The sequence below is a fragment of the Streptomyces sp. NPDC059861 genome (assembly GCF_042731435.1).
Taxonomy (GTDB): Bacteria; Actinomycetota; Actinomycetes; order Streptomycetales; family Streptomycetaceae; genus Streptomyces.
Window position 1 is genome coordinate 97,775 of record NZ_JBHWJQ010000011.1, and the last position, 19,151, is coordinate 116,925.

Annotated in this window: 16 protein-coding genes; 14 read left to right on the forward strand and 2 right to left on the reverse strand. The window is 71.9% G+C overall.

Features of this window, described 5'->3' with window-relative positions:
- Nucleotides 1-65 precede the first annotated feature (65 nt).
- Entirely contained in the window at nucleotides 66-1,334 is a 1,269-nt protein-coding gene (locus tag ACFV6X_RS12670) for a nucleotide sugar dehydrogenase (RefSeq protein ID WP_385381836.1), read from the forward strand.
- A gap of 32 nt (nucleotides 1,335-1,366) precedes the next feature.
- On the forward strand, nucleotides 1,367-2,539 hold the full coding sequence (locus ACFV6X_RS12675; protein ID WP_385381638.1) for a glycosyltransferase: 1,173 nt from the start codon (nucleotides 1,367-1,369) through the stop codon (nucleotides 2,537-2,539).
- A gap of 135 nt (nucleotides 2,540-2,674) precedes the next feature.
- On the opposite strand, the gene ACFV6X_RS12680 is transcribed toward ACFV6X_RS12675, so the two are convergent.
- On the reverse strand, nucleotides 2,675-3,352 hold the full coding sequence (locus ACFV6X_RS12680) for a hypothetical protein (RefSeq protein WP_385381641.1): 678 nt from the start codon (nucleotides 3,350-3,352) through the stop codon (nucleotides 2,675-2,677).
- 362 nt (nucleotides 3,353-3,714) lie between these two features.
- On the opposite strand from ACFV6X_RS12680, the gene ACFV6X_RS12685 reads away from it, so the two are divergent.
- The 8 genes from ACFV6X_RS12685 to ACFV6X_RS12720 all read left to right on the forward strand — a co-directional run bounded on the left by ACFV6X_RS12685 (nucleotide 3,715) and on the right by ACFV6X_RS12720 (nucleotide 14,033).
- Complete coding sequence (locus ACFV6X_RS12685) at nucleotides 3,715-4,878, forward strand: mandelate racemase/muconate lactonizing enzyme family protein (protein WP_385381643.1); 1,164 nt, start codon at nucleotides 3,715-3,717, stop codon at nucleotides 4,876-4,878.
- Entirely contained in the window at nucleotides 4,875-5,879 is a 1,005-nt protein-coding gene (locus ACFV6X_RS12690) for a zinc-binding dehydrogenase (protein ID WP_385381646.1), read from the forward strand. The genes ACFV6X_RS12685 and ACFV6X_RS12690 overlap by 4 nt, the downstream gene beginning before the upstream one ends.
- A 109-nt stretch (nucleotides 5,880-5,988) precedes the next feature.
- Nucleotides 5,989-6,957: a hypothetical protein gene (locus ACFV6X_RS12695; RefSeq protein ID WP_385381649.1), complete on the forward strand. Its 969-nt coding sequence runs from the start codon at nucleotides 5,989-5,991 to the stop codon at nucleotides 6,955-6,957.
- Nucleotides 6,958-7,053: 96 nt separating this feature from the next.
- Entirely contained in the window at nucleotides 7,054-8,163 is a 1,110-nt protein-coding gene (gene chvE / locus ACFV6X_RS12700; protein ID WP_385381652.1) for a multiple monosaccharide ABC transporter substrate-binding protein, read from the forward strand.
- A 36-nt stretch (nucleotides 8,164-8,199) separates the two neighbouring features.
- Complete coding sequence (gene mmsA / locus ACFV6X_RS12705; protein WP_385381655.1) at nucleotides 8,200-9,750, forward strand: multiple monosaccharide ABC transporter ATP-binding protein; 1,551 nt, start codon at nucleotides 8,200-8,202, stop codon at nucleotides 9,748-9,750.
- Nucleotides 9,747-10,991 (forward strand): multiple monosaccharide ABC transporter permease, encoded by a 1,245-nt coding sequence (mmsB, locus tag ACFV6X_RS12710; protein WP_385381658.1) that lies wholly within the window; start codon nucleotides 9,747-9,749, stop codon nucleotides 10,989-10,991. Before mmsA ends, mmsB begins: the two co-directional genes overlap by 4 nt.
- 52 nt (nucleotides 10,992-11,043) lie before the next feature.
- Nucleotides 11,044-12,192: an aldose epimerase family protein gene (locus ACFV6X_RS12715; RefSeq protein WP_385381661.1), complete on the forward strand. Its 1,149-nt coding sequence runs from the start codon at nucleotides 11,044-11,046 to the stop codon at nucleotides 12,190-12,192.
- Between the two features lie 140 nt (nucleotides 12,193-12,332).
- Nucleotides 12,333-14,033 carry a pyridoxal phosphate-dependent aminotransferase gene (locus ACFV6X_RS12720; RefSeq protein WP_385381664.1) on the forward strand — a complete coding sequence of 567 codons (1,701 nt, stop codon included), beginning with the start codon at nucleotides 12,333-12,335 and terminating at the stop codon, nucleotides 14,031-14,033.
- A gap of 280 nt (nucleotides 14,034-14,313) precedes the next feature.
- On the opposite strand, the gene ACFV6X_RS12725 is transcribed toward ACFV6X_RS12720, so the two are convergent.
- A complete protein-coding gene (locus ACFV6X_RS12725; RefSeq protein ID WP_385381667.1) occupies nucleotides 14,314-14,739 on the reverse strand; it encodes an ankyrin repeat domain-containing protein in 426 nt (141 codons plus the stop codon).
- 152 nt (nucleotides 14,740-14,891) lie between these two features.
- Between ACFV6X_RS12725 and ACFV6X_RS12730 the strand changes: the two genes are divergently transcribed.
- The 4 genes from ACFV6X_RS12730 (at nucleotide 14,892) to ACFV6X_RS12745 (ending at nucleotide 19,138) form a co-directional block, all read left to right on the forward strand.
- A complete protein-coding gene (locus tag ACFV6X_RS12730; protein ID WP_385381670.1) occupies nucleotides 14,892-15,461 on the forward strand; it encodes a sigma-70 family RNA polymerase sigma factor in 570 nt (189 codons plus the stop codon).
- A 110-nt stretch (nucleotides 15,462-15,571) separates the two neighbouring features.
- Nucleotides 15,572-16,762, forward strand: coding sequence for a lycopene cyclase family protein (locus ACFV6X_RS12735; protein ID WP_385381673.1), 1,191 nt, complete (start codon nucleotides 15,572-15,574; stop codon nucleotides 16,760-16,762).
- 76 nt (nucleotides 16,763-16,838) lie between these two features.
- Nucleotides 16,839-17,567, forward strand: a complete 729-nt coding sequence (locus ACFV6X_RS12740) for a class I SAM-dependent methyltransferase (protein ID WP_385381676.1) — start codon at nucleotides 16,839-16,841, stop codon at nucleotides 17,565-17,567.
- Complete coding sequence (locus ACFV6X_RS12745) at nucleotides 17,564-19,138, forward strand: FAD-dependent oxidoreductase (RefSeq protein ID WP_385381679.1); 1,575 nt, start codon at nucleotides 17,564-17,566, stop codon at nucleotides 19,136-19,138. The genes ACFV6X_RS12740 and ACFV6X_RS12745 overlap by 4 nt, the downstream gene beginning before the upstream one ends.
- Nucleotides 19,139-19,151: the final 13 nt, after the last annotated feature.

Consider the following 19,151-nt stretch of genomic DNA (forward strand, 5'->3'; position numbering starts at 1 on the left):
GCCCTATGCAGGTCGACGAGTCCGAACCGCTCGGGGACAAGAACGCACAGCTCGGGGAATCAGAAATGGCCGGCACCGCCGAACTCGCGGTGATCGGGCTCGGCTACGTCGGGCTGCCGCTCGCGCGGGAGGCGGCGGCGGTCGGCCTGAAGGTCGTCGGCCTCGACAAGAACCCCCGGATCGCCGCCGGGCTCAACGCCGGACGCTCCCACGTCGACGACGTCTCCGACGAGGACGTCCGCGGGATGCTGGCGGCCGGCTTCCGCGCCTGCACCGACGACGGCTGTCTCGCCCGCGTCCAGACCGTGGTGATCTGTGTGCCGACCCCGCTCAACGGGGACGGCGGGCCCGATCTCAGCGCGGTCACCGCCGCCGTCCGGGCGGTCGCGGGCCGGCTGCGGCCCGGACAGCTCGTGGTGCTGGAGTCCACCACCTACCCGGGCACCACCGAAGAGGTCGTACGGCCGCTGCTGGAGGAGGTCTCCGGGCTGCGCGCCGGGCAGGACTTCGCCCTGGCCTTCTCACCGGAGCGCATCGACCCCGGCAACACCGGGCACGGGCTGCGCGACACCCCCAAGGTGGTCGGCGGCTGCACCCCCTCGTGCGCCGCCCGCGCGGTCGGCTTCTACGGCAAACTCGTCGACACGGTCGTGCAGGCGAAGGGCACCCGCGAGGCCGAGATGGCCAAGCTGCTGGAGAACACCTACCGGCACGTCAACATCGCCCTCGTCAACGAACTCGCCGTCATCAGCCACGAGCTGGGCGTCGACCTGTGGGACGCGATCCGTTGCGCCGGCACCAAGCCGTTCGGCTTCCAGGCGTTCCGGCCGGGCGCCGGGGTCGGCGGCCACTGCATCCCCATCGACCCGAACTACCTTTCCTACAAGGTGCGTTCGTCGCTCGGCTACGAGTTCCGGTTCGTCGAGCTGGCCCAGGAGATCAACCGGCGGATGCCGGAGTACGTCGTCCGCCGCGCACAGGACCTGCTCAACCACGCCGGCCGGCCGCTGCACGGCTCCCGGGTGCTGATGCTCGGGGTCACCTACAAGCCCGACGTCGCCGACCAGCGGGAGAGCCCGGCCGTGCCGGTGGCCCGGCTGCTGCGGCAGCGGGAGGCCGAGATCTCCTTCCACGACCCGCACGTCGACGAGTGGTCCGTCGACGGTGTGCCGGTCCCCCGCGTCGACGACCCGATGGCCGCCGCCGCCGGGCACGACCTGACGATCCTGCTCCAGGACCACTCCTCCTACGACCTGCCCGCCCTCGCCGACGCGGCCCGCCTGCTCTTCGACACCCGGGGGCGGATATTCCGCCCCGGTGTCGAGGTGCTGTAGCGGGCCGGGCGGAGCCGAAAGGTGCTGCTCTGATGCGGATACTCGTGGTCACCGTCGTCCACCATCCGGAGGACGCGCGGATACTGCACCGGCAGATCGCGGCCCTGGCCGAGCGCGGCCACCGGATCGTGTACGCCGCCCCCTTCGGCGCCCGTGGGGTGGTGCCGCGCCCCGGTGTCGAGGGCGTGGACCTCCCCCGGGCCGCCGGCCGGGATCGCCGGGCGGCGCTGCGTGCGGCGCGCGCCCTGCTGGCGGAGCGCGGCCCGGAGGCGGACGTGGTGCTGCTGCACGACCCGGAGCTGTTGCTCGCCCTGCCCGGCACGCTGCGCCGGTGGCGGCGCGGCGGCCGGGCCCCGGTGACCGTGTGGGACGTGCACGAGGACACGGCGGCGGCGCTGACGATGAAGCGCTGGGTGCCGGCGACCCTGCGACCGCCGCTGAAGCTGGCGGTGCGGGCGGCGGAACGCCTGGCCGAACGGCATGTGCGGCTGCTGCTCGCCGAGGACGCCTACCGGGAACGGTTCCGCCGGCCCCATCCCGTCGTGCCGAACCTCACGGCCGTGCCCGCCGCGCCGCCCGAGCCGCCCGGCGCGGACCGGGTCGTGTACCTGGGGCATCTGTCCCGGGCGCGCGGCGCGCTCGACCTCATCGAGACGGCGCGGCTGCTGGCGCCGGACGTCCGGGTCGAGGCGATCGGCGCGGCCGACGTGGACGTGCGGGGCGCGCTGACCGAGGCCGACCGCGAGGGCGTCCTGAGCTGGCACGGCTATCTGCCCAACGACCGTGCGCTCGCCCTGCTCTCCGGCGCGACGGCGGGGCTGTCCCTCCTCCACGACCAGCCCAACTACCGCCACTCGCGGCCCACCAAGGTCGTCGAGTACATGGCCCACGGCGTCCCCGTCGTGACGACGCCGAACCCGCTGGCGGCGGCCCTGGTGAAGCGGCACCGCTGCGGTCTCGTCGTCCCCTACGGGAACCCGGCGGCGACGGCGGAGGCGGTACGGCGGCTGCGCACCGACGCGCGGCTGCGTCTGGACACGGCCGCTCGCGGCCGCACGGCGGCGCTGGCCGAGCTCGACTGGGCGGAACGGGCGGCCGAGTTCACGGACGTACTGGAGACCTGGGCGAAGGAGGCGGGCACCGACCGGGACAGGCCGGACCTGGGTGCACCACCACAGGAACCGGTCGCACGTCTCGGAAGGTGACGGCTGCGGGGCCGGCTCCGGCGTCGATGTCGATGTCGGGTCCGGGGCGGGCCGAGTCGGTGGGGTGGAGGCCGGCCGGCCCGGAGCGGCGGACCGCGAGAGCCGGTCGCCCGCCACGGCACGACCGGGCTAGTTCTAGGTGCACCACCACAGGAACCGGTCGCACGTCTCGGAAGGTGACGGCTGCGGGGCCGGCTCCGAGGAGGGCGGGTCCGGCGTCGATGTCGGCGTCGGGTCCGGGGCGGGTGGGGGCGCCGGGGCGGAGGCCGTCGGGCCCGGATCCGGGTCCGACGGGGCCGAGCCCTGTTCCTCCGTCGGGCTCGCCGACTCCTTGTCGTCCTTCTCGTCCTTGGCGGACTTGGACGGGGAGGGGGACGTGGAGGCGTCCGCGGAGGCCGTGCCCTTGCCGGGCGTGGCGCCCGCGGAGGCGTCGGTCAGGGGGTCCGTCGACTCGTCCGACTCGACCTCCGCGCCGCCGTCCGCCGAGGCGTCCCCGGCCGCGGCCGGGTTCGGGGCCGAACCGGGGGCGTCCAGGCCGAGTTCGGCGAGGCTGAGGGCACCGGCGGCCAGCAGGAACCCCGCCACGATCAGCAGGGTGCGGCGACGCCGGCGGCGGTGGGCCGCGGCCTTGCGGTCGCGCCGGCTGACGTTCGACTGACGGCGCCTGGACTCCCGCCCGGGGCGGTCGTCGTCGGCGTCGTCGAGGTCGTCGTCGGCATCGTCGTCCTCGGCGCCGTGCGGCTCGCCGGGCTCCGCGGCCCGGACCACCGTGACGACGTCCGTACGCACATCCGTCCGTACGACGGTGCGCACGACGGTTTCCTCCGCGTACGCGCGGAGGTGTTCGGCTGGTGTGCCGCACCCCGGGCAGGCGAGCGCGCCATTCAGGTGCCGTCGGCACGGGTGGCAGTAGTCCATGACGCGGGAAGGTTAAGTTTTTGATCGGTAACGTTCATAGTCGTTGCTGTGAAGGTTCTGTGCGGAACGACTTCTTCCGGCGCGTCGGCTTGAGAGCAACCCGCTCGCATCATCCCGAAACCGGCCAACAAAGGTCTCGAAACCGTTACCCGCCCACCCCATTGACACCCCCGCCGCCGCCTCCTTACTGTCACGCCAGCATTTCGAACGTGTGACGAAATATCGAACAAAGCCGAGCTTCACGAGGGGCAACTGCCGTGCGCATCACAGGAATCAGCACGCACGTGGTCGGGACGCCGTGGCGCAACCTGACCTATGTCCAGGTGCACACCGACGAGGGGATCACCGGAGTCGGGGAGACCCGGATGCTCGGCCGCACCGACGCCCTCCTCGGCTATCTGAGGGAGGCCGAGGGCAACCACATCCTCGGCTCCGACCCGTTCGCCCTGGAAGACCTGGTGCGCCGCATGAAGTACGGCGACTACGGGCGGGCCGGCGAGATCGTGATGTCGGGCATCGCCGTCGTCGAGATGGCCTGCTGGGACATCAAGGGCAAGGCCCTCGGCGTACCGGTGTGGCAGCTGCTGGGCGGCAAGGTCACCGACAAGGTCAAGGCGTACGCCAACGGCTGGTACACCACGGAGCGCACGCCCGAGGCGTACCACAAGGCCGCCCAGGAGGTCATGGCGCGCGGCTACCGGGCCCTGAAGATCGACCCCTTCGGGACCGGGCACTTCGAGCTGGACCACCGGCAGACGCTCTACGCCGTCTCCCTGATCGAGGCGGTCCGTGACGCCATCGGCCCCGAGGCCGAGCTGATGCTGGAGATGCACGGCCGCTTCTCCCCCGCCACCGCCGTCCGGCTCGCCCACGAACTGGCGCCCTTCAGGCCGGCCTGGCTGGAGGAGCCCGTCCCGCCGGAGAACCTCAAGGCCCTGGAGAAGGTCGCCGCCAAGGTGGACATGCCGGTCGCCACCGGCGAGCGGATCCACGACCGGATCGAGTTCCGCGAGCTGTTCGAGAGCCAGGCCGCCGACATCATCCAGCCGGACGTCGGCCACATCGGCGGCATCTGGGAGACCCGCAAGCTCGCCGCCACCGCCGAGACCCACTACACGCTGGTCGCGCCGCACAACGTCGGCGGCTCCGTGCTCACCGCCGCCTCGCTCCAGGTCGGCTTCACCACCCCCAACTTCAAGATCCTGGAGCACTTCAACGACTTCGCGGACGCGGAGATCAAGAAGGTCGTCAAGGGCGCGCCCCAGGTGGACCCGGAGGACGGCTGCTTCCACCTCTCGCACGCCCCCGGCCTAGGCGTCGAGCTGGACACCGACGCGGCCGCCGAGTTCCCGCAGCAGCAGGCCCGCTTCGACCTGTGGGCCGAGGGCTGGGAGCAGCGCAAGCCGAAGGCGACGCAGTGAGCACGGCCGTCGTCGTCGAGGCACCCGGGGCGCACCGGCTCGTCGCGCACACGCCCCGCCCGCCCGGCCCCGGGGAGGCGCAGGTCCGGGTGCACGCCGTCGGCATCTGCGGCAGCGACCGCGAGGTCTATCAGGGAAACCGGCCCGAGGGCTACGTCCGCTACCCGCTCACCCCCGGCCACGAGTGGTCCGGGACGGTCACCGCGACCGGCCCCGGTGTCCCGGCGTCACTGGCCGGGCGCAAGGTCGTCGGCGAGGGCTTCCGCAACTGCCAGGTGTGCGACCGCTGCCACGCGGGCGAGACCACGCTGTGCACGGACGGGTACGAGGAGACAGGCTTCACCCAGCCCGGCGCCATGGCGCCCACCCTCACCCTGCCGGCCCGTCTCCTGCACGTCCTCCCGGACGGCGCCGACCTGACCGCCGCCGCCCTGCTCGAACCCGCCGCCTGCATCGCCGCGGCGGCCCTGAAGGCGGGCGCGAGGCCGGGCGAGAGGGTCGCCGTCGTCGGCACCGGCACCCTCGGCATGTTCGCCGTGCAGTTCCTGCGGGCGGCCTCCCCGGCCGAGTTGTTGGTCGTCGGCACGCGCGGCGACCGCGCCGCCCTGGCGCGGGAGTTCGGCGCCACCGGCTTCCGTACCAAGGACCAGGAACTGCCCGGCGACTTCGACGTGGTGATCGAGACGGCCGGGTCGGCCGACGCCGCCCGGAGTGCGGCCGCGCTGCTGCGGCGCGGTGGCCGGCTGGTGCTGACGGGGATCCCGGCGCCGGGCGCCGACGGTCTGGACCCGACGGACCTGGTGGTACGGCAACTGGAGGTGCACACCGTCTTCGGGGCACCGCCGGGGGCGTGGGCGCACGCGGTGCGGGTGTTCGGTGCCGGGCTGCTGGATCCGCTGCCGCTGGTCACCCACGAGCTGCCGCTGACCGAGTTCTCGCACGCCATCGAACTGGTGGGAGCCGGCGACCCGAAGGTCGGCAAGGTACTGCTCCGCCCCTGACCGTACGCCGGTACGGGGGCGACCCGACGGCCGCCGTACCGGCGTACCCGGCCTCCGTGTCCCCGTCACTGCGAACCTCGTCCGATATACCGAACACTAAGGACAGCTTGTGACCGACGCTTCCGCCACGGCCGCCCGCAGGCCCGGTGAGCAGGCACTCACCGCGCTCGGCCTGGGTGTGCCCACCCCCGACCCCGCCGACGCCTCACCGCACAGCTTCCCGGGCGGTGGCCGCTGGCGCACCGAGATCCCCTCGTGCGAGGGTCCCGAGGCACTGACGGTCGTCCTCAAGGAGGCCTCGCGCCTGGACGTGCCGATCCACCGGATCAGTCAGGGCAGCGGGGTGTGGATGCTGACCGACGCCGAGATCACCGAGATGGTCGAGGCGAGCGGCGAACGGGACATCGAGCTCTGCCTGTTCACCGGCCCGCGCGGCACCTGGGACATCGGCGGCTCGACCCGCAGCGACTCCCGGGGCGCCGGGGCGCGGGCGCGCGGCCACGACGCCGTCGCCGGCTGTGTCGAGGACGCCGTGCGCGCGACCGAACTGGGTGTGAAGTGCCTGCTCGTCGCGGACGAGGGTGTGCTGTGGACGCTGCACCGGGCGCGCGCCCAGGGCATCCTCCCGGCCGACACCACGCTCAAGGTGTCGGCGCTGATCGGGCCCGTGAACCCGGCGAGCTACGCGGTGTACGAGCGGCTCGGCGCCGACTCCGTCAACGTGCCCAGCGACCTGACGCTGGATCACCTCACCGAGATCCGCCGGGTGTCCGGCGCTCCCATGGACATGTACATCGAGGCCCCCGACGACCTCGGCGGCTATGTGCGGATGTACGAGGTCGCCGAGCTGATCCGGCGCGGCGCACCGCTCTATCTGAAGTTCGGCCTCTCCAAGGCGCCCGGGATCTACCCCTACGGGCACCACCTGCGGGAGCTGGCCCTGGCCACCGCCAGGGAACGGGTGCGGCGCGGCCGGCTCGCCCTCGACCTGCTGGCCCGCCACGGAGCGGACGGCGACATGGCGCCGCTCGGCTCCCGACTGCCGGGCGAGCTGCGCCGGTTCGAGATCCCGTCATAACGTTCCGGAAAATTGCTTCTCAAAAGAAGACACAGCCGCGCACAATCCCACACACCTCGTCTCGGTTCCTCACCGCACACATCAAGGATGATGATCATGCGTAACCGCAGAGCCGCACTCACCGCGATAGCCGCGGCCGCCTCGCTCGCCCTGACCCTCTCCGCCTGTGGCCAGAGCGGCGACGGCGGCAGCAAGGAGGACTCGGGCGGCGCCGAGGGCGCCACCATCGGCATCGCGATGCCGACCAAGTCCTCCGAGCGCTGGATCGCCGACGGCAACAACGTCGTCAAGGACCTGGAGTCCAAGGGCTACAAGACCAAGCTCGTCTACGGCGAGGACGACCCCGACCAGCAGGTCTCGCAGGTCGAGAACCTCATCACGCAGGGCGTGAAGGCCCTGATCGTCGCGGCCATCGACAACAAGTCGATGAACAACGTCCTGCAGCAGGCCAAGGACGCCGACATCCCGGTGATCTCCTACGACCGCCTGATCCTCGGCACCGAGAACGTCGACTACTACGCCTCGTTCGACAACGAGAAGGTCGGCGAACTCCAGGGCGGCTACATCGTCGACAAGCTCGGCCTGAAGGACGGCGCGGAGAAGGGCCCCTTCAACGTCGAGCTGTTCGCCGGCTCCAACGACGACAACAACACCCGCTACTTCTTCCAGGGCGCGATGAACGTCCTGCAGCCCTACATCGACAAGAAGCAGCTGGTGGTCCGCTCCGGCCAGACCAAGCTGACCCAGGTCACCACCCTGCGCTGGGACGGCGGCACCGCGCAGAAGCGCATGGACGACATCCTGACCTCGGCGTACAAGTCCGAGCGGGTGGACGCGGTGCTCTCGCCGTACGACGGCATCTCCATCGGCATCCTCTCGGCCCTCAAGTCGGACGACTACGGCTCCAAGAGCAAGCCGCTGCCGATCGTCACCGGCCAGGACGCCGAGGTCGCCTCGGTGAAGTCGATCATCGCGGACGAGCAGGCGATGACCGTCTACAAGGACACCCGCGAACTCGCCAAGGTGGCCTCGAACATGGTCGACGCGCTCCTCAACGACAAGAAGCCCGAGGTCAACGACAGCAAGACCTACGACAACGGTGCGAAGGTCGTGCCCGCCTTCCTGCTGGAGCCGGTGAGCGTCGACAAGGCCAACTACCAGGAGACCGTGGTCGACTCCGGCTACATCAAGGAAAGCGACCTCTGAGCAAACCGCCGCACCTAGGGATTGGAAGGCACGACCATGGCGGGACCCGTCCTGGAAATGCGCTCGATCGTCAAGACCTTTCCCGGCGTCAAGGCGCTCTCGGACGTCACTCTGACCGTCCGGCAGGGCGAGGTCCACGCCATCTGCGGGGAGAACGGCGCCGGGAAGTCGACCCTGATGAAGGTCCTCTCCGGCGTCCACCCGCACGGAACCTACGAGGGGGAGATCCTCTTCGAGGGGGAGGTCTGCCACTTCAAGGACATCCGGGCGAGCGAGCAGCACGGCATCGTCATCATCCACCAGGAACTGGCGCTGGTGCCGTACCTGTCGATCGCGGAGAACATCTTCCTCGGCAACGAGCACGCCACGCGCGGGCTGATCGACTGGACCGAGACCCTCCGGCACGCCACCGAGCTGCTGCGCCGGGTGGGGCTGACCGACCACCCGGAGACCCGGGTCGCGGACATCGGCGTGGGCAAGCAGCAACTCGTCGAGATCGCCAAGGCGCTCTCCAAGAAGGTGAAGCTGCTCATCCTGGACGAGCCGACGGCCGCCCTGAACGACGAGGACAGCGGCAAACTGCTCAACCTGATCCTGGAGTTGAAGAACCAGGGCATCACCTCGATCATCATCTCGCACAAGCTGAACGAGATCCGCAAGGTCGCCGACTCGGTGACCATCCTGCGCGACGGGCGGACCATCGAGACGCTCGACGTGAAGGCCGCGGAGACCACCGAGGACCGGATCATCAGCGGGATGGTCGGCCGCGACCTGGAGCACCGCTTCCCGGAGCGCACGCCGCACCAGCCGGAGGAGGGTGCCGCGCCCGCGCTGGAGATCCGGGGCTGGACCGTGCACCACCCGATCGACCAGCAGCGCAAGGTGGTCGACGACGTGTCGCTGTCGGTGCGACGCGGGGAGATCGTCGGCATCGCGGGCCTGATGGGCGCCGGCCGCACCGAACTGGCGATGAGCGTCTTCGGGCGCACCTACGGCCGGTACGCGGGCGGTTCGGTCCTCAAGGACGGCCGGGAGATCCGTACGAAGACGGTGGCGGAGGCCGTGAAGCACGGCATCGCCTATGTCACCGAGGACCGCAAGCACTACGGCCTGAACCTCATCGACACCATCAACCGGAACATCTCGCTGACGGCGCTGAAGAAGGTCGCGAAGCGGGGTGTGGTCGACGAGCACGGGGAGCGGCAGGTCGCCGAGGGCTTCCGCAAGTCCATGAACATCAAGGCGCCTACGGTCTTCGAGCCGGTGGGCAAGCTGTCCGGCGGCAACCAGCAGAAGGTCGTCCTCAGCAAGTGGATCTTCGCGGGTCCGGAGGTGCTGATCCTGGACGAGCCGACACGCGGCATCGACGTCGGCGCCAAGTACGAGATCTACACGGTCATCGACCAACTGGCGGCCCAGGGCAAGGCGGTCGTCTTCATCTCCTCCGAGCTGCCGGAGCTGCTCGGCATGTGCGACCGCATCTACACGATGGCCGCGGGCCGGCTGACCGGTGAGTTCTCGCGGGCCGAGGCCTCCCAGGAAGCGCTGATGCGTCAGATGACGAAGGACAAAGAGGTAACGCGATGAGCACGGATGTGACCGCCAAGACCCCCGCCCCCGCGCCGGCGGGCAAGGGCGGAGCGGGCGCGGGGGGCGGCCTGCTCCAGATGGTGCTGGACGGGATGCGCCGCAACATGCGGCAGTACGGCATGCTGATCGCCCTCGGCCTGATCGTGGTGCTGTTCGCCGTGTGGACCGACGGCGACCTGCTGCTGCCGCGCAACGTCTCCAACCTGGTGCTCCAGAACAGCTACATCCTGATCCTCGCGATCGGCATGATGCTCGTCATCATCGCGGGCCACATCGACCTGTCGGTCGGCTCGCTGACGGCGTTCATCGGCTCGATGGCCGCCGTGTTCATGGTCAGGAACGACATACCGTGGCCGCTGGCGGTGATCCTCTGCCTGGCCATGGGCGCCGTGGCGGGCGCCGCACAGGGGTTCTTCATCGCCTACGGCGGCATACCGTCGTTCATCGTGACCCTCGCGGGCATGCTGATCTTCCGCGGTCTCACCGAGATCTTCCTGGAGGGCCAGACCCTCGGCCCGTTCCCGGAGGGCCTGCAGAAGGTCGCCAACGGCTTCCTGCCGGAGGTCGGGCCGAACACCAACTATCACAACCTGACCCTGTTGCTGGGCTTCGCGCTGATCGCCTTCGTGGTCCTGCAGGAGGTACGCGACCGCAAGCGCCAGCAGGAGTTCTCGCTGGAGGTGCTGCCGCGGAACTTCTTCCTGCTGAAGCTCGTCGCCCTGGTCGCCGCCGTCCTGGTCGCGACGCTGCTGCTGGCCAGCTACAAGGGCGCGCCGATCGTGCTGCTGATCCTCGGCGTCCTGGTCGTCGGCTTCGGCTACGTCATGCGCAACGCGATCGTCGGCCGGCACATCTACGCCATCGGCGGCAACCTCCCCGCCGCCAAGCTGTCCGGCGTGAAGGACAAGAAGGTCACCTTCCTGGTCTTCCTGAACATGGGCATGCTCGCGGCCCTGGCGGGTCTGGTCTTCGCCGCCCGCTTCAACGCGGCCTCGCCCAAGGCCGGCCTCAACTTCGAACTGGAGGCGATCGCGGCCTCCTTCATCGGCGGCGCGTCGATGAGCGGCGGCGTCGGCACGGTGCTCGGCGCGATCATCGGCGGTCTGGTCCTGGGCGTGCTGAACAACGGTATGAACCTCGTCGGTATCGGCACCGACTGGCAGCAGGTCATCAAGGGCCTGGTGCTGCTGGCGGCGGTCGGCTTCGACGTGTGGAACAAGCGCAAGGTCGGTTCGTAGGCCATCCGGGCCCCGCCGCGAGGCGGGGCCCCTTCCCTTGCAGGAGCCGCACATGGAACTGAACAGACGTACAGTCCTCGCCGGAGCGGCGGCCGTGGGTCTCACCGCCGCCACCGCCGGCGGCGCCGCGCACGCGACGGGAGACGGGAAGCCGGTGAAGTCGCTCTTCGGGAAGCTCGCCGACGGGACGAAGGTGTACAGCTGGGCGCTGGAGAACGGCGGCACCCGGCTGAAGGTCCTCTCCTACGGCGGGATCGTGCAGTCCCTCGAGATCCCGGACCGGCGCGGGCGGTACGCCAACGTCTCCCTGGGCTTCGGCACCCTCGAGGACTACGTCGCCAAGAGCCCTTACTTCGGCGCCCTGATCGGCCGGTACGGCAACCGCATCGGCAAGGGCCGCTTCACCCTGGACGGCAGGACCTACCAGCTCTCCGTCAACGACGGCGAGAACAGCCTGCACGGCGGCGCCCAGGGCTTCGACAAGCGCGTGTGGGACGTGGAGCCGTTCACCAGGGGCTCGGACGTCGGCCTGCGCCTGTACCGCACCGGCGTCGACGGCGAGATGGGCTACCCCGGCACGCTGCGGACCAAGGTCACCTACACCCTCACCCGGCACGGCGACTGGCGCATCGACTACGCGGCCACCACCGACAAGGCCACGGTCGTCAACCTCACCAGCCACGTCTACTGGAACCTGGCCGGCGAGTCGAGCGGCACGATCCACGACCACGAGCTGACCATCGCCGCCTCGCGGTACACGCCGGTCGACTCGGGGCTGATCCCCACGGGAGAGCTGGCGCGGGTCCCGGGCACCCCGTTCGACTTCCGCCGCGCCAAGACCGTCGGCGAGGACATCCGCGTGGCGCACCCGCAACTGCTGTACGGCCAGGGCCTCGACCACAACTGGGCCCTCGACAAGGGCCTCACGGCGCGGCCGGAGCACATCGCCACGCTGCGGGACCCCTCGTCCGGCCGCACCCTGCGGATCGCGACCACCGAGCCGGGCCTGCAGTTCTACTCCGGCAACTTCCTCGACGGCACCCTCGTCGGCTCCGGTGGCACCGTCTACCGGCAGGGCGACGGGCTCTGCCTGGAAACACAGCACTTCCCGGACTCGCCGAACCAGCCGTCGTTCCCGTCGACGGTACTGCGGCCGGGGCAGACGTACCGCACGACGACGGTGCACTCGTTCAGCGCGTGACTACTCCACACTTCCGTCACATGAATTGAACGCAGCCACCGCAGCCTCCGTATGTATGGGCGGCCCGTGCTCCCCCGCACGGGCCACCCATACGACGGACCCGGTCCTCCCCGCCGGGTCCGCCCCAACCGGAGGTCTCCTTGCCTGACAACGTCACCTCGCTGTTCCGCAGCACTGCTGCGCACAGCCCGTCGATGGCGGCGTTGACGCGGGAGAGCGACGGGTCGGGTCCGGTGGACTTCTGCATTCCCTGCAACCCGTACTTCCCCACGCCGGCGATGTTCGACGAGATGGCGGACAAGCTGCGCGAGATCGTCACGTACTACCCGAGCAGCGCCGACACCATCACCGCCGAACTGTGCAGCCTGCTCCGGCTTCCGCCGCAGTGCGTGGCGATGGGCAACGGCTCGACCGAGCTGATCACCTGGATCGACCATCTGCTCGTCCGGGAGTCCCTCGCCGTCCCCGTCCCCACCTTCGGCCGCTGGACCGACCAGCCCATGGAGACCGGCAAGCGGGTCGACATGTTCCCGCTCCAGGAGTCCAGCGGCTTCGCCCTCGACCTCGCCCAGTACGCCGAGTTCATCCGGGCCCGGGGCACCCGGGCCGCCGTGATCTGCAACCCCAACAACCCCGACGGCGGTTTCGTGCACAAGCACGCGATCGTGCAGTTCATGGACGCGATGGCGGACCGGGATCTGGTCATCGTCGACGAGTCGTTCCTGGAGTTCGCCGACGCGGAGGCCGAGCCGAGCGTCGTGCAGGAGGCGATGATCCGCCCCAACGTCGTCGTGCTGCGCAGCCTCGGCAAGAACTTCGGCCTGCACGGCATCCGCTTCGGCTACCTGGTCGCCAACCCGGCCCTGGCGGGCCGGATCCGCTCCATGCTGCCCAAGTGGAACCTCAACTCCTTCGCCGAGCACGTGGTGTTCATGCTGAAGGAGCACGGCCAGGAGTACGCGCAGAGCCTTCAGCAGGTCCGCCGGGACCGCCTGGAGATGGCCAGCCAGCTCTCCTCTCTGCCCGGCCTCACGGTCTACCCCTCTCAGGGCAACTTCCTCTTCGTGCGTCTCCCGGTCGGCGCCGAGGGCACCGTGGTCCGGGACCGGCTGCTCACCGAGCACCGGATCCTGGTCCGTGAGTGCGGCAACAAGATCGGATCCTCCAGCCGCTTCCTGCGTCTCGTGGTGCGCCCCCAGGTGGATGTGCGTCGCCTGGTGTCCGGCCTGGAACAGGTGCTCTACGGGACCAGGAGGGGAGCCGCCGTGCCCGAGCCGAGCACCGGGACCAGCTACAGCTCGGGCACGGCGGCGGTGGACCGGCTGGTCGGCGCCACCAACGGGGCCGGCATGCCGGGCCTCGCCGCGCAGGCCGTCGCGGCAGGGGCGCCGGGCACCGGCGGCGGCATGCCGATGCCGGCGGCGGCGCAGGCGTATCCCCAGCCGCACCAGCAGATGCCGCAACCGCAGCTGCCCCAGCAGATCCCGCAGCCGCAACTCCCGCAACTCCCGCAACAGATCCCCCAGCCGCAGTTGCCCGGGCAGATCCCCCCACCACAGCTCCCGCAGCAGATGCCGCAACCGCCGATGCAGCAGCCCCCCGTACCGCAGCCCGCGATGCCCCCGCCGGCCATGCCCCAACCGGCGGTGGCCCAGGCGATCCCGCAGCCCGCGCCCTCTCCCACCCCGCCCGGCGTCCCCGCACGCGGCGGCCTCACCGCGGCCCAGGTCCGGGGCACCACGGGCCCGGTCCCGCCGGGCGGCCTCTCCCCCGCCGCGGCCACGGGCTGGCCGGGCACGACGAACTGGCCGAACGCGGCGGGGATGGGGCAGGTGGGGTGACGGTCACACGCGTCCCGTGACCGTCAGGCCCGGAGCAGACGGAGCCAATCCAGTACGTCCACCTCCGCCCGCACGGTCTTCCCCGGCGCCGGACCTCGGTCCAGCACCTCTGGACGGTCCCACGCAGCTGTCGGAAACGGCGGAGAACACGTGGTTCGCGTACTGCGAGGGGCAGCGAGGCGGCCTGCTGATGTGTGACTCGAATGAGGTGAGCGCCCTTCAGGGGCGGGCCCCCGACCGACCGTCTCCCCCGCCGTGTGGGACGACTTCCTCGGCCACCTCACGAAGTGACCCTCGCACCCGCGGCGCGGAGTGCCTCCGCCGTCTCCGGGTGCGGGCCGCGCAGCGCCCACTCCAACGGCGTGAGGCCCGTGCCGCCGTCCTCACGGAGGCCGGCGTCCGCACCGTGGGCGAGGAGTTCGCGGACCGTCCCGGTGTGGCCCCAGCACGCCGCCGCGCACAGCGGTGTGCCTTCCGCGCCGACGCCCGCGCTCTCCGCGTCGGGAGCGGCGCCGGCCTCCAGCAGGGTGCGCACGACGTCGGTGGCGCCGTGGACCGAGGCAGCGTAGAGCGGGGTCGTGCCCTCGAAGTCCGCGGTGTTCGGATCGGCCCCCGCGTGCAGCAGGGCCTCGACGTCGGTGTGCTCGCCGCACATCGCGGCCGTCACGAGGCGGGCCGTCAGCTTCTTCTGTCGCCGTCTGTTCATCGCGGCCGAGGGTAGCCGCGGTGCCCCTTCCTTCTGCGAGGCACCCGGAAAGCGATGCACGGTCGGTGCAAGTTGTAGCCCCCTGGTAGCGGGTCCCACCGTGACTGCCGAGACGACGAAGGAGTAACGCTCGGCTGAGGGGGCCACGCAGTATGTACGCACAGCGGATCGTCGACGAGGACCTGGCGGCGCGGTTCGCCGAAGGGGACGAGGACTGCCTGGCCGCGGTGTACCGGCGGTTCGGGCCGCTGGTCCACGCGCTGGCCAGCCGTTCGCTCGCGGACCGGGGCGAGGCGGAGGACGTCACCCAGGCGGTGTTCCTGGCGGCGTGGCGCGGCCGGGCGGGCTTCGCTCCGGAGCGGGGCGCGCTGTCCGCCTGGCTGGTGGGCATCACCCGGCGCAAGGTCGCGGACGCGCTCGCGGCCCGTTACCGGCGTACCGAGCTCGCCGAGGTCGCCGGGTCGCTGCTGGCCGGCCGGGCCGCGCGGGCGGCGGTGGAGCCGGAGGCGGCCATCGACCGGGTGCTGGTGGCGACCGAGCTGGCGAAGCTGTCCTCACCGCAGCGCCAGGTGCTGCGCCTCGCCTTCTACGACGACCTGTCCCAGGCACAGATCGCCGACGTCACCGGCTGGCCCCTGGGCACGGTCAAGAGCCACGCCCGCCGCGGGCTGCACCGCCTCGCCCACTGCCTGCGCGAGGACGCGGGCACGGCGAACGCGTGAACTCCGTCCGGCGGTGCATCCAGGAGCGGGTCCGGCGCGGAAGCAACAGCATCATGAGTACGCGCCCCGGGACAGCGCCCCGGGACCGGCACGGCCGCGAGGGAGCCTTGGTGCGGGACGCAGACGTAGTCGTCATCGGTGGCGGCGCCGCGGGGCTGTCGCTGGCGCGGCGGCTGACCGCGCCCCGGACGCGGGCCCGCCGTCCCCTGACGGTCGCTCTGGTCGAGGCCCCGCCCGGCGCGTTACGGCCCGGGCCCCGGACCTGGTGCTTCTGGGAGGCGGCCGGCGGCGAGTACGACGGCGCCGTCCGCGCCGACTGGGGCCGCCTGCGCGTCACCGGCCCGGACGGCGCGGCCGTGGTGCGCGATCCCGCCCCGCTGCGCTACAAGATGATCCGGTCCCCGGACTTCGAGCGGTGGGCTGACGCCGAGCTGGCCCGGTCCGGATGTCTCCGGCAGGAAGCCGTCGTCGAGAGCGTGCGGGACGTTCCCGGTGGTGGCGAGGTGCGCGGCCATGACGCGCGGGGTGCTCCCGTGCGGCTGCGGGCCCGCTGGGTGTTCGACTCCCGGCCGCCGGGGCGGCCGGGACCGGCCCGGACGACGCTGCTGCAGCACTTCCGCGGCTGGTTCGTGCGCACCGCCCGCCCCGCCTTCGACCCGGGCGTCGCCGACCTGATGGACTTCCGCACCCCGCAGCCACGGCACGGGCTCGCCTTCGGCTACGTCCTGCCGCTCGGCCCGTGCGAGGCCCTGGTCGAGTACACGGAGTTCTCCGCCGCGGTCCTCGACGGCGACGCCTACGACCGGGCGCTCGGCCAGTACGCCACCGAGGTGCTGGACATCGGCGACTTCGAGGTCACGGCGGTCGAGGAGGGCGTCATCGCGATGACCGACGCCCGGTTCCCGCGCCGTACCGGCAGGTCCGTCTTCCCGATCGGGGTGGCGGGCGGGACCACGCGCCCCGCGACCGGCTACTCCTTCGCGGCAGCCCAGCGCCAGTCGCGGGCGATCGCGGCGGCGCTGGCCGAGGGCCGTACGCCGCTCGCCCCCGCCCCGCACGCGGCGCGGGCCCGCGCCATGGACGCCGTGCTGCTGCGTGCCCTGGACACCGGACGGGTGGACGGGGCCGCGCTGTTCACCGGGCTGTTCGGGAGGGTGCCGGCGCCGCGGCTGCTGCGCTTCCTCGACGGCCGGACCAACGTGCTGGAGGACCTCGCGGTCGGGCTGCGCACCCCGGCGCGGCCGATGCTGCGCACCGCCCTGGAACTGCCCTTCCTGCCCCGGCGCCCGGCCGGATCATGACCCGTCCCGCCCCGGCACCCGGCCGGATCACGCCCCCCTTCCCCGGCTCTCCACCGCCGTACCGAGGAGCACCCCCATGTCACTGCTGCGCGATGCCGAACTCTCGGCCGCGTTCGATCACGCCGCGCCGTCCTACGACTGGATGGTCGCCGCCAACCCCGGGTACCACGGCCAGCTGCGCCGCTCCGCCCGCCGGCTGGCCCTGCCCGACGGCGGCAGCGGCCTGCACCTGCTCGACCTCGGCTGCGGCACCGGCGCCTCCACGGCCGCCCTGCTGGCCACCGCGCCGCGCGCCCGGATCACCGCGGTGGACGCGTCGCGGGGCATGCTCGCCAGGGCGCGGAGCAAACGCTGGCCGGCCCGGGTCGACTTCGTGCACGCCCCCGCCGAGGGGCTGGCCGCGGCCGGGGTCACCGGCCCGTTCGACGCGGTGTTCGCCGCGTACCTGTTCCGCAACGTCGCCGACCCGGACCGGGTCCTCGCGGACGTGCGGGACGTGCTCCTGCCGGGCGGGCGGCTCGCGGTGCACGAGTACAGCCTCACCGGGCGGGCGGCGCACCGCGCGGTGTGGACGGCCGTGTGCAAGGGCCTGGTGCTCCCGGTGGCACGGCGCACCGGGGACGACGCGCTGTACGCGCATCTGTGGCGCAGCGTCGTCGAGTTCGACACGGCGAGCGCCTTCGCGGCGCGCCTGGAGCGGACGGGGTTCGCCGCTGTCCGGACGCTGCCGCTGACCGGCTGGCAGACCGGGATCACCCACACGTTCGTGGCGCGGGTTCCCGCCGTACGAGAGGGACAGGCATGAGGAGGACGGGCTTCGTGGGCGAGAGCTCCTCCGCGGGTGGCGGCCACGGACGGGACCGCAGGGCACGCGTGCTGACGGACCGCAGGGGCGTTCCGCGTCTGGAGGGCCTCGGGCCGTCGGTCGCCGTGGTCGGCGGCGGCATCGCGGGGCTCGCGGCGGCCACCGTCCTCGCGGAGCGCGGGGTACGGGTGACGCTGCTGGAGCGCGAGTCCGACCTCGGCGGGCGGCTCGCGGGGTGGCAGGTGCGGCTGGCCGACGGGTCGACGGGCACCATGACGCGCGGCTTCCACGCGTTCTTCCGGCAGTACTACAACCTGCGTGCGCTGCTGCGGCGGACCGACCCGGGCCTGCACGGGCTGACCCCCCTGCCCGACTACCCGCTGCGCCACAGCGCCGGGCTGCTCGACAGCTTCGCCCGTGTGCCGCGCACTCCCCCGCTGAACGCCCTCGGGTTCGTGGCGCTGAGCCCCACGTTCGGCTGGCGGGACCTGATGACCATGAACGCGCGCTCGGCGCTGCCGCTGCTGGACGTCCGCGTACCGCGGATCTACGAGCAGCTGGACGGCGTCAGCGCGCACGACTTCCTGGCGCGCATCGGCTTCCCGGCGGCCGCCCGGCATCTCGCGTTCGAGGTGTTCTCGCGCAGTTTCTTCGCGGACCCGAGGCAACTGTCGGCGGCGGAACTGGCGCTGATGTTCCACATCTACTTCCTGGGCTCCAGCGAGGGCCTGTTGTTCGACGTGCCGCGCGAGCCGTTCCCGCAGGCGCTGTGGGAGCCCCTCGGGGACTACCTCCAGGAACGCGGGGCGACGATCCTGCTGTCCAGCCCGGTGGAGGCGGTGGCCCCGGGCGCGGACGGCACGGTGCGCGTCACCGTCGCCGGCGGGACGCGGTCCTACGACGCCGTGGTGCTGGCGATGGACGTGGCCGGCCTGCGGCAGGTCGCGGCCGCCTCGCCCGACCTGGTCGACCGGGCCTGGCGCACCGGCGTCGCGGGGCTGCGCACCGCCCCGCCGTTCCTGGTGTCCCGGCTCTGGCTGGACCGGCCGGTGCACCCGGACCGCCCCGCGTTCCTGGGCACCAGCGGCTATGCGGAGCTGGACAACATCAGCGTCCTGGACCGCTGGGAGGGCGAGGCCCACCGCTGGGCGCTGCGCACCGGGGGGTCCGTGGTGGAGCTCCACGCCTACGCCGTCCCGCAGGGCGCCGACCGCAAGGAGGTGCGGGAGCGGCTGGTGAGCCAGTTGCACCGGGTGTATCCGGAGACCCGCGACGCGGGGGTGATCGACTCCCGCGACGAATGGCGCGAGGACTGCCCGCTGTTCGCGGTCGGCGGTTACGACCGCCGCCCGCGCGTGCGGACGGCGGACCCGGCGGTCGTCGTGGCCGGTGACATGGTCGCCACCGGCCTTCCGGTCGCCCTCATGGAACGCGCCGCGACCAGCGGATTCCTGGCCGCCAACGTGCTCTTGCGCAGGTGGGGGGTACGGGCCGAACCCTTGCGGACGGTACCGAACCGCGGCCGCTCGACGGCGCTGCGCGGCCTGACGACCCTCCTCACCGACCACTGACGCAAGGGCACGG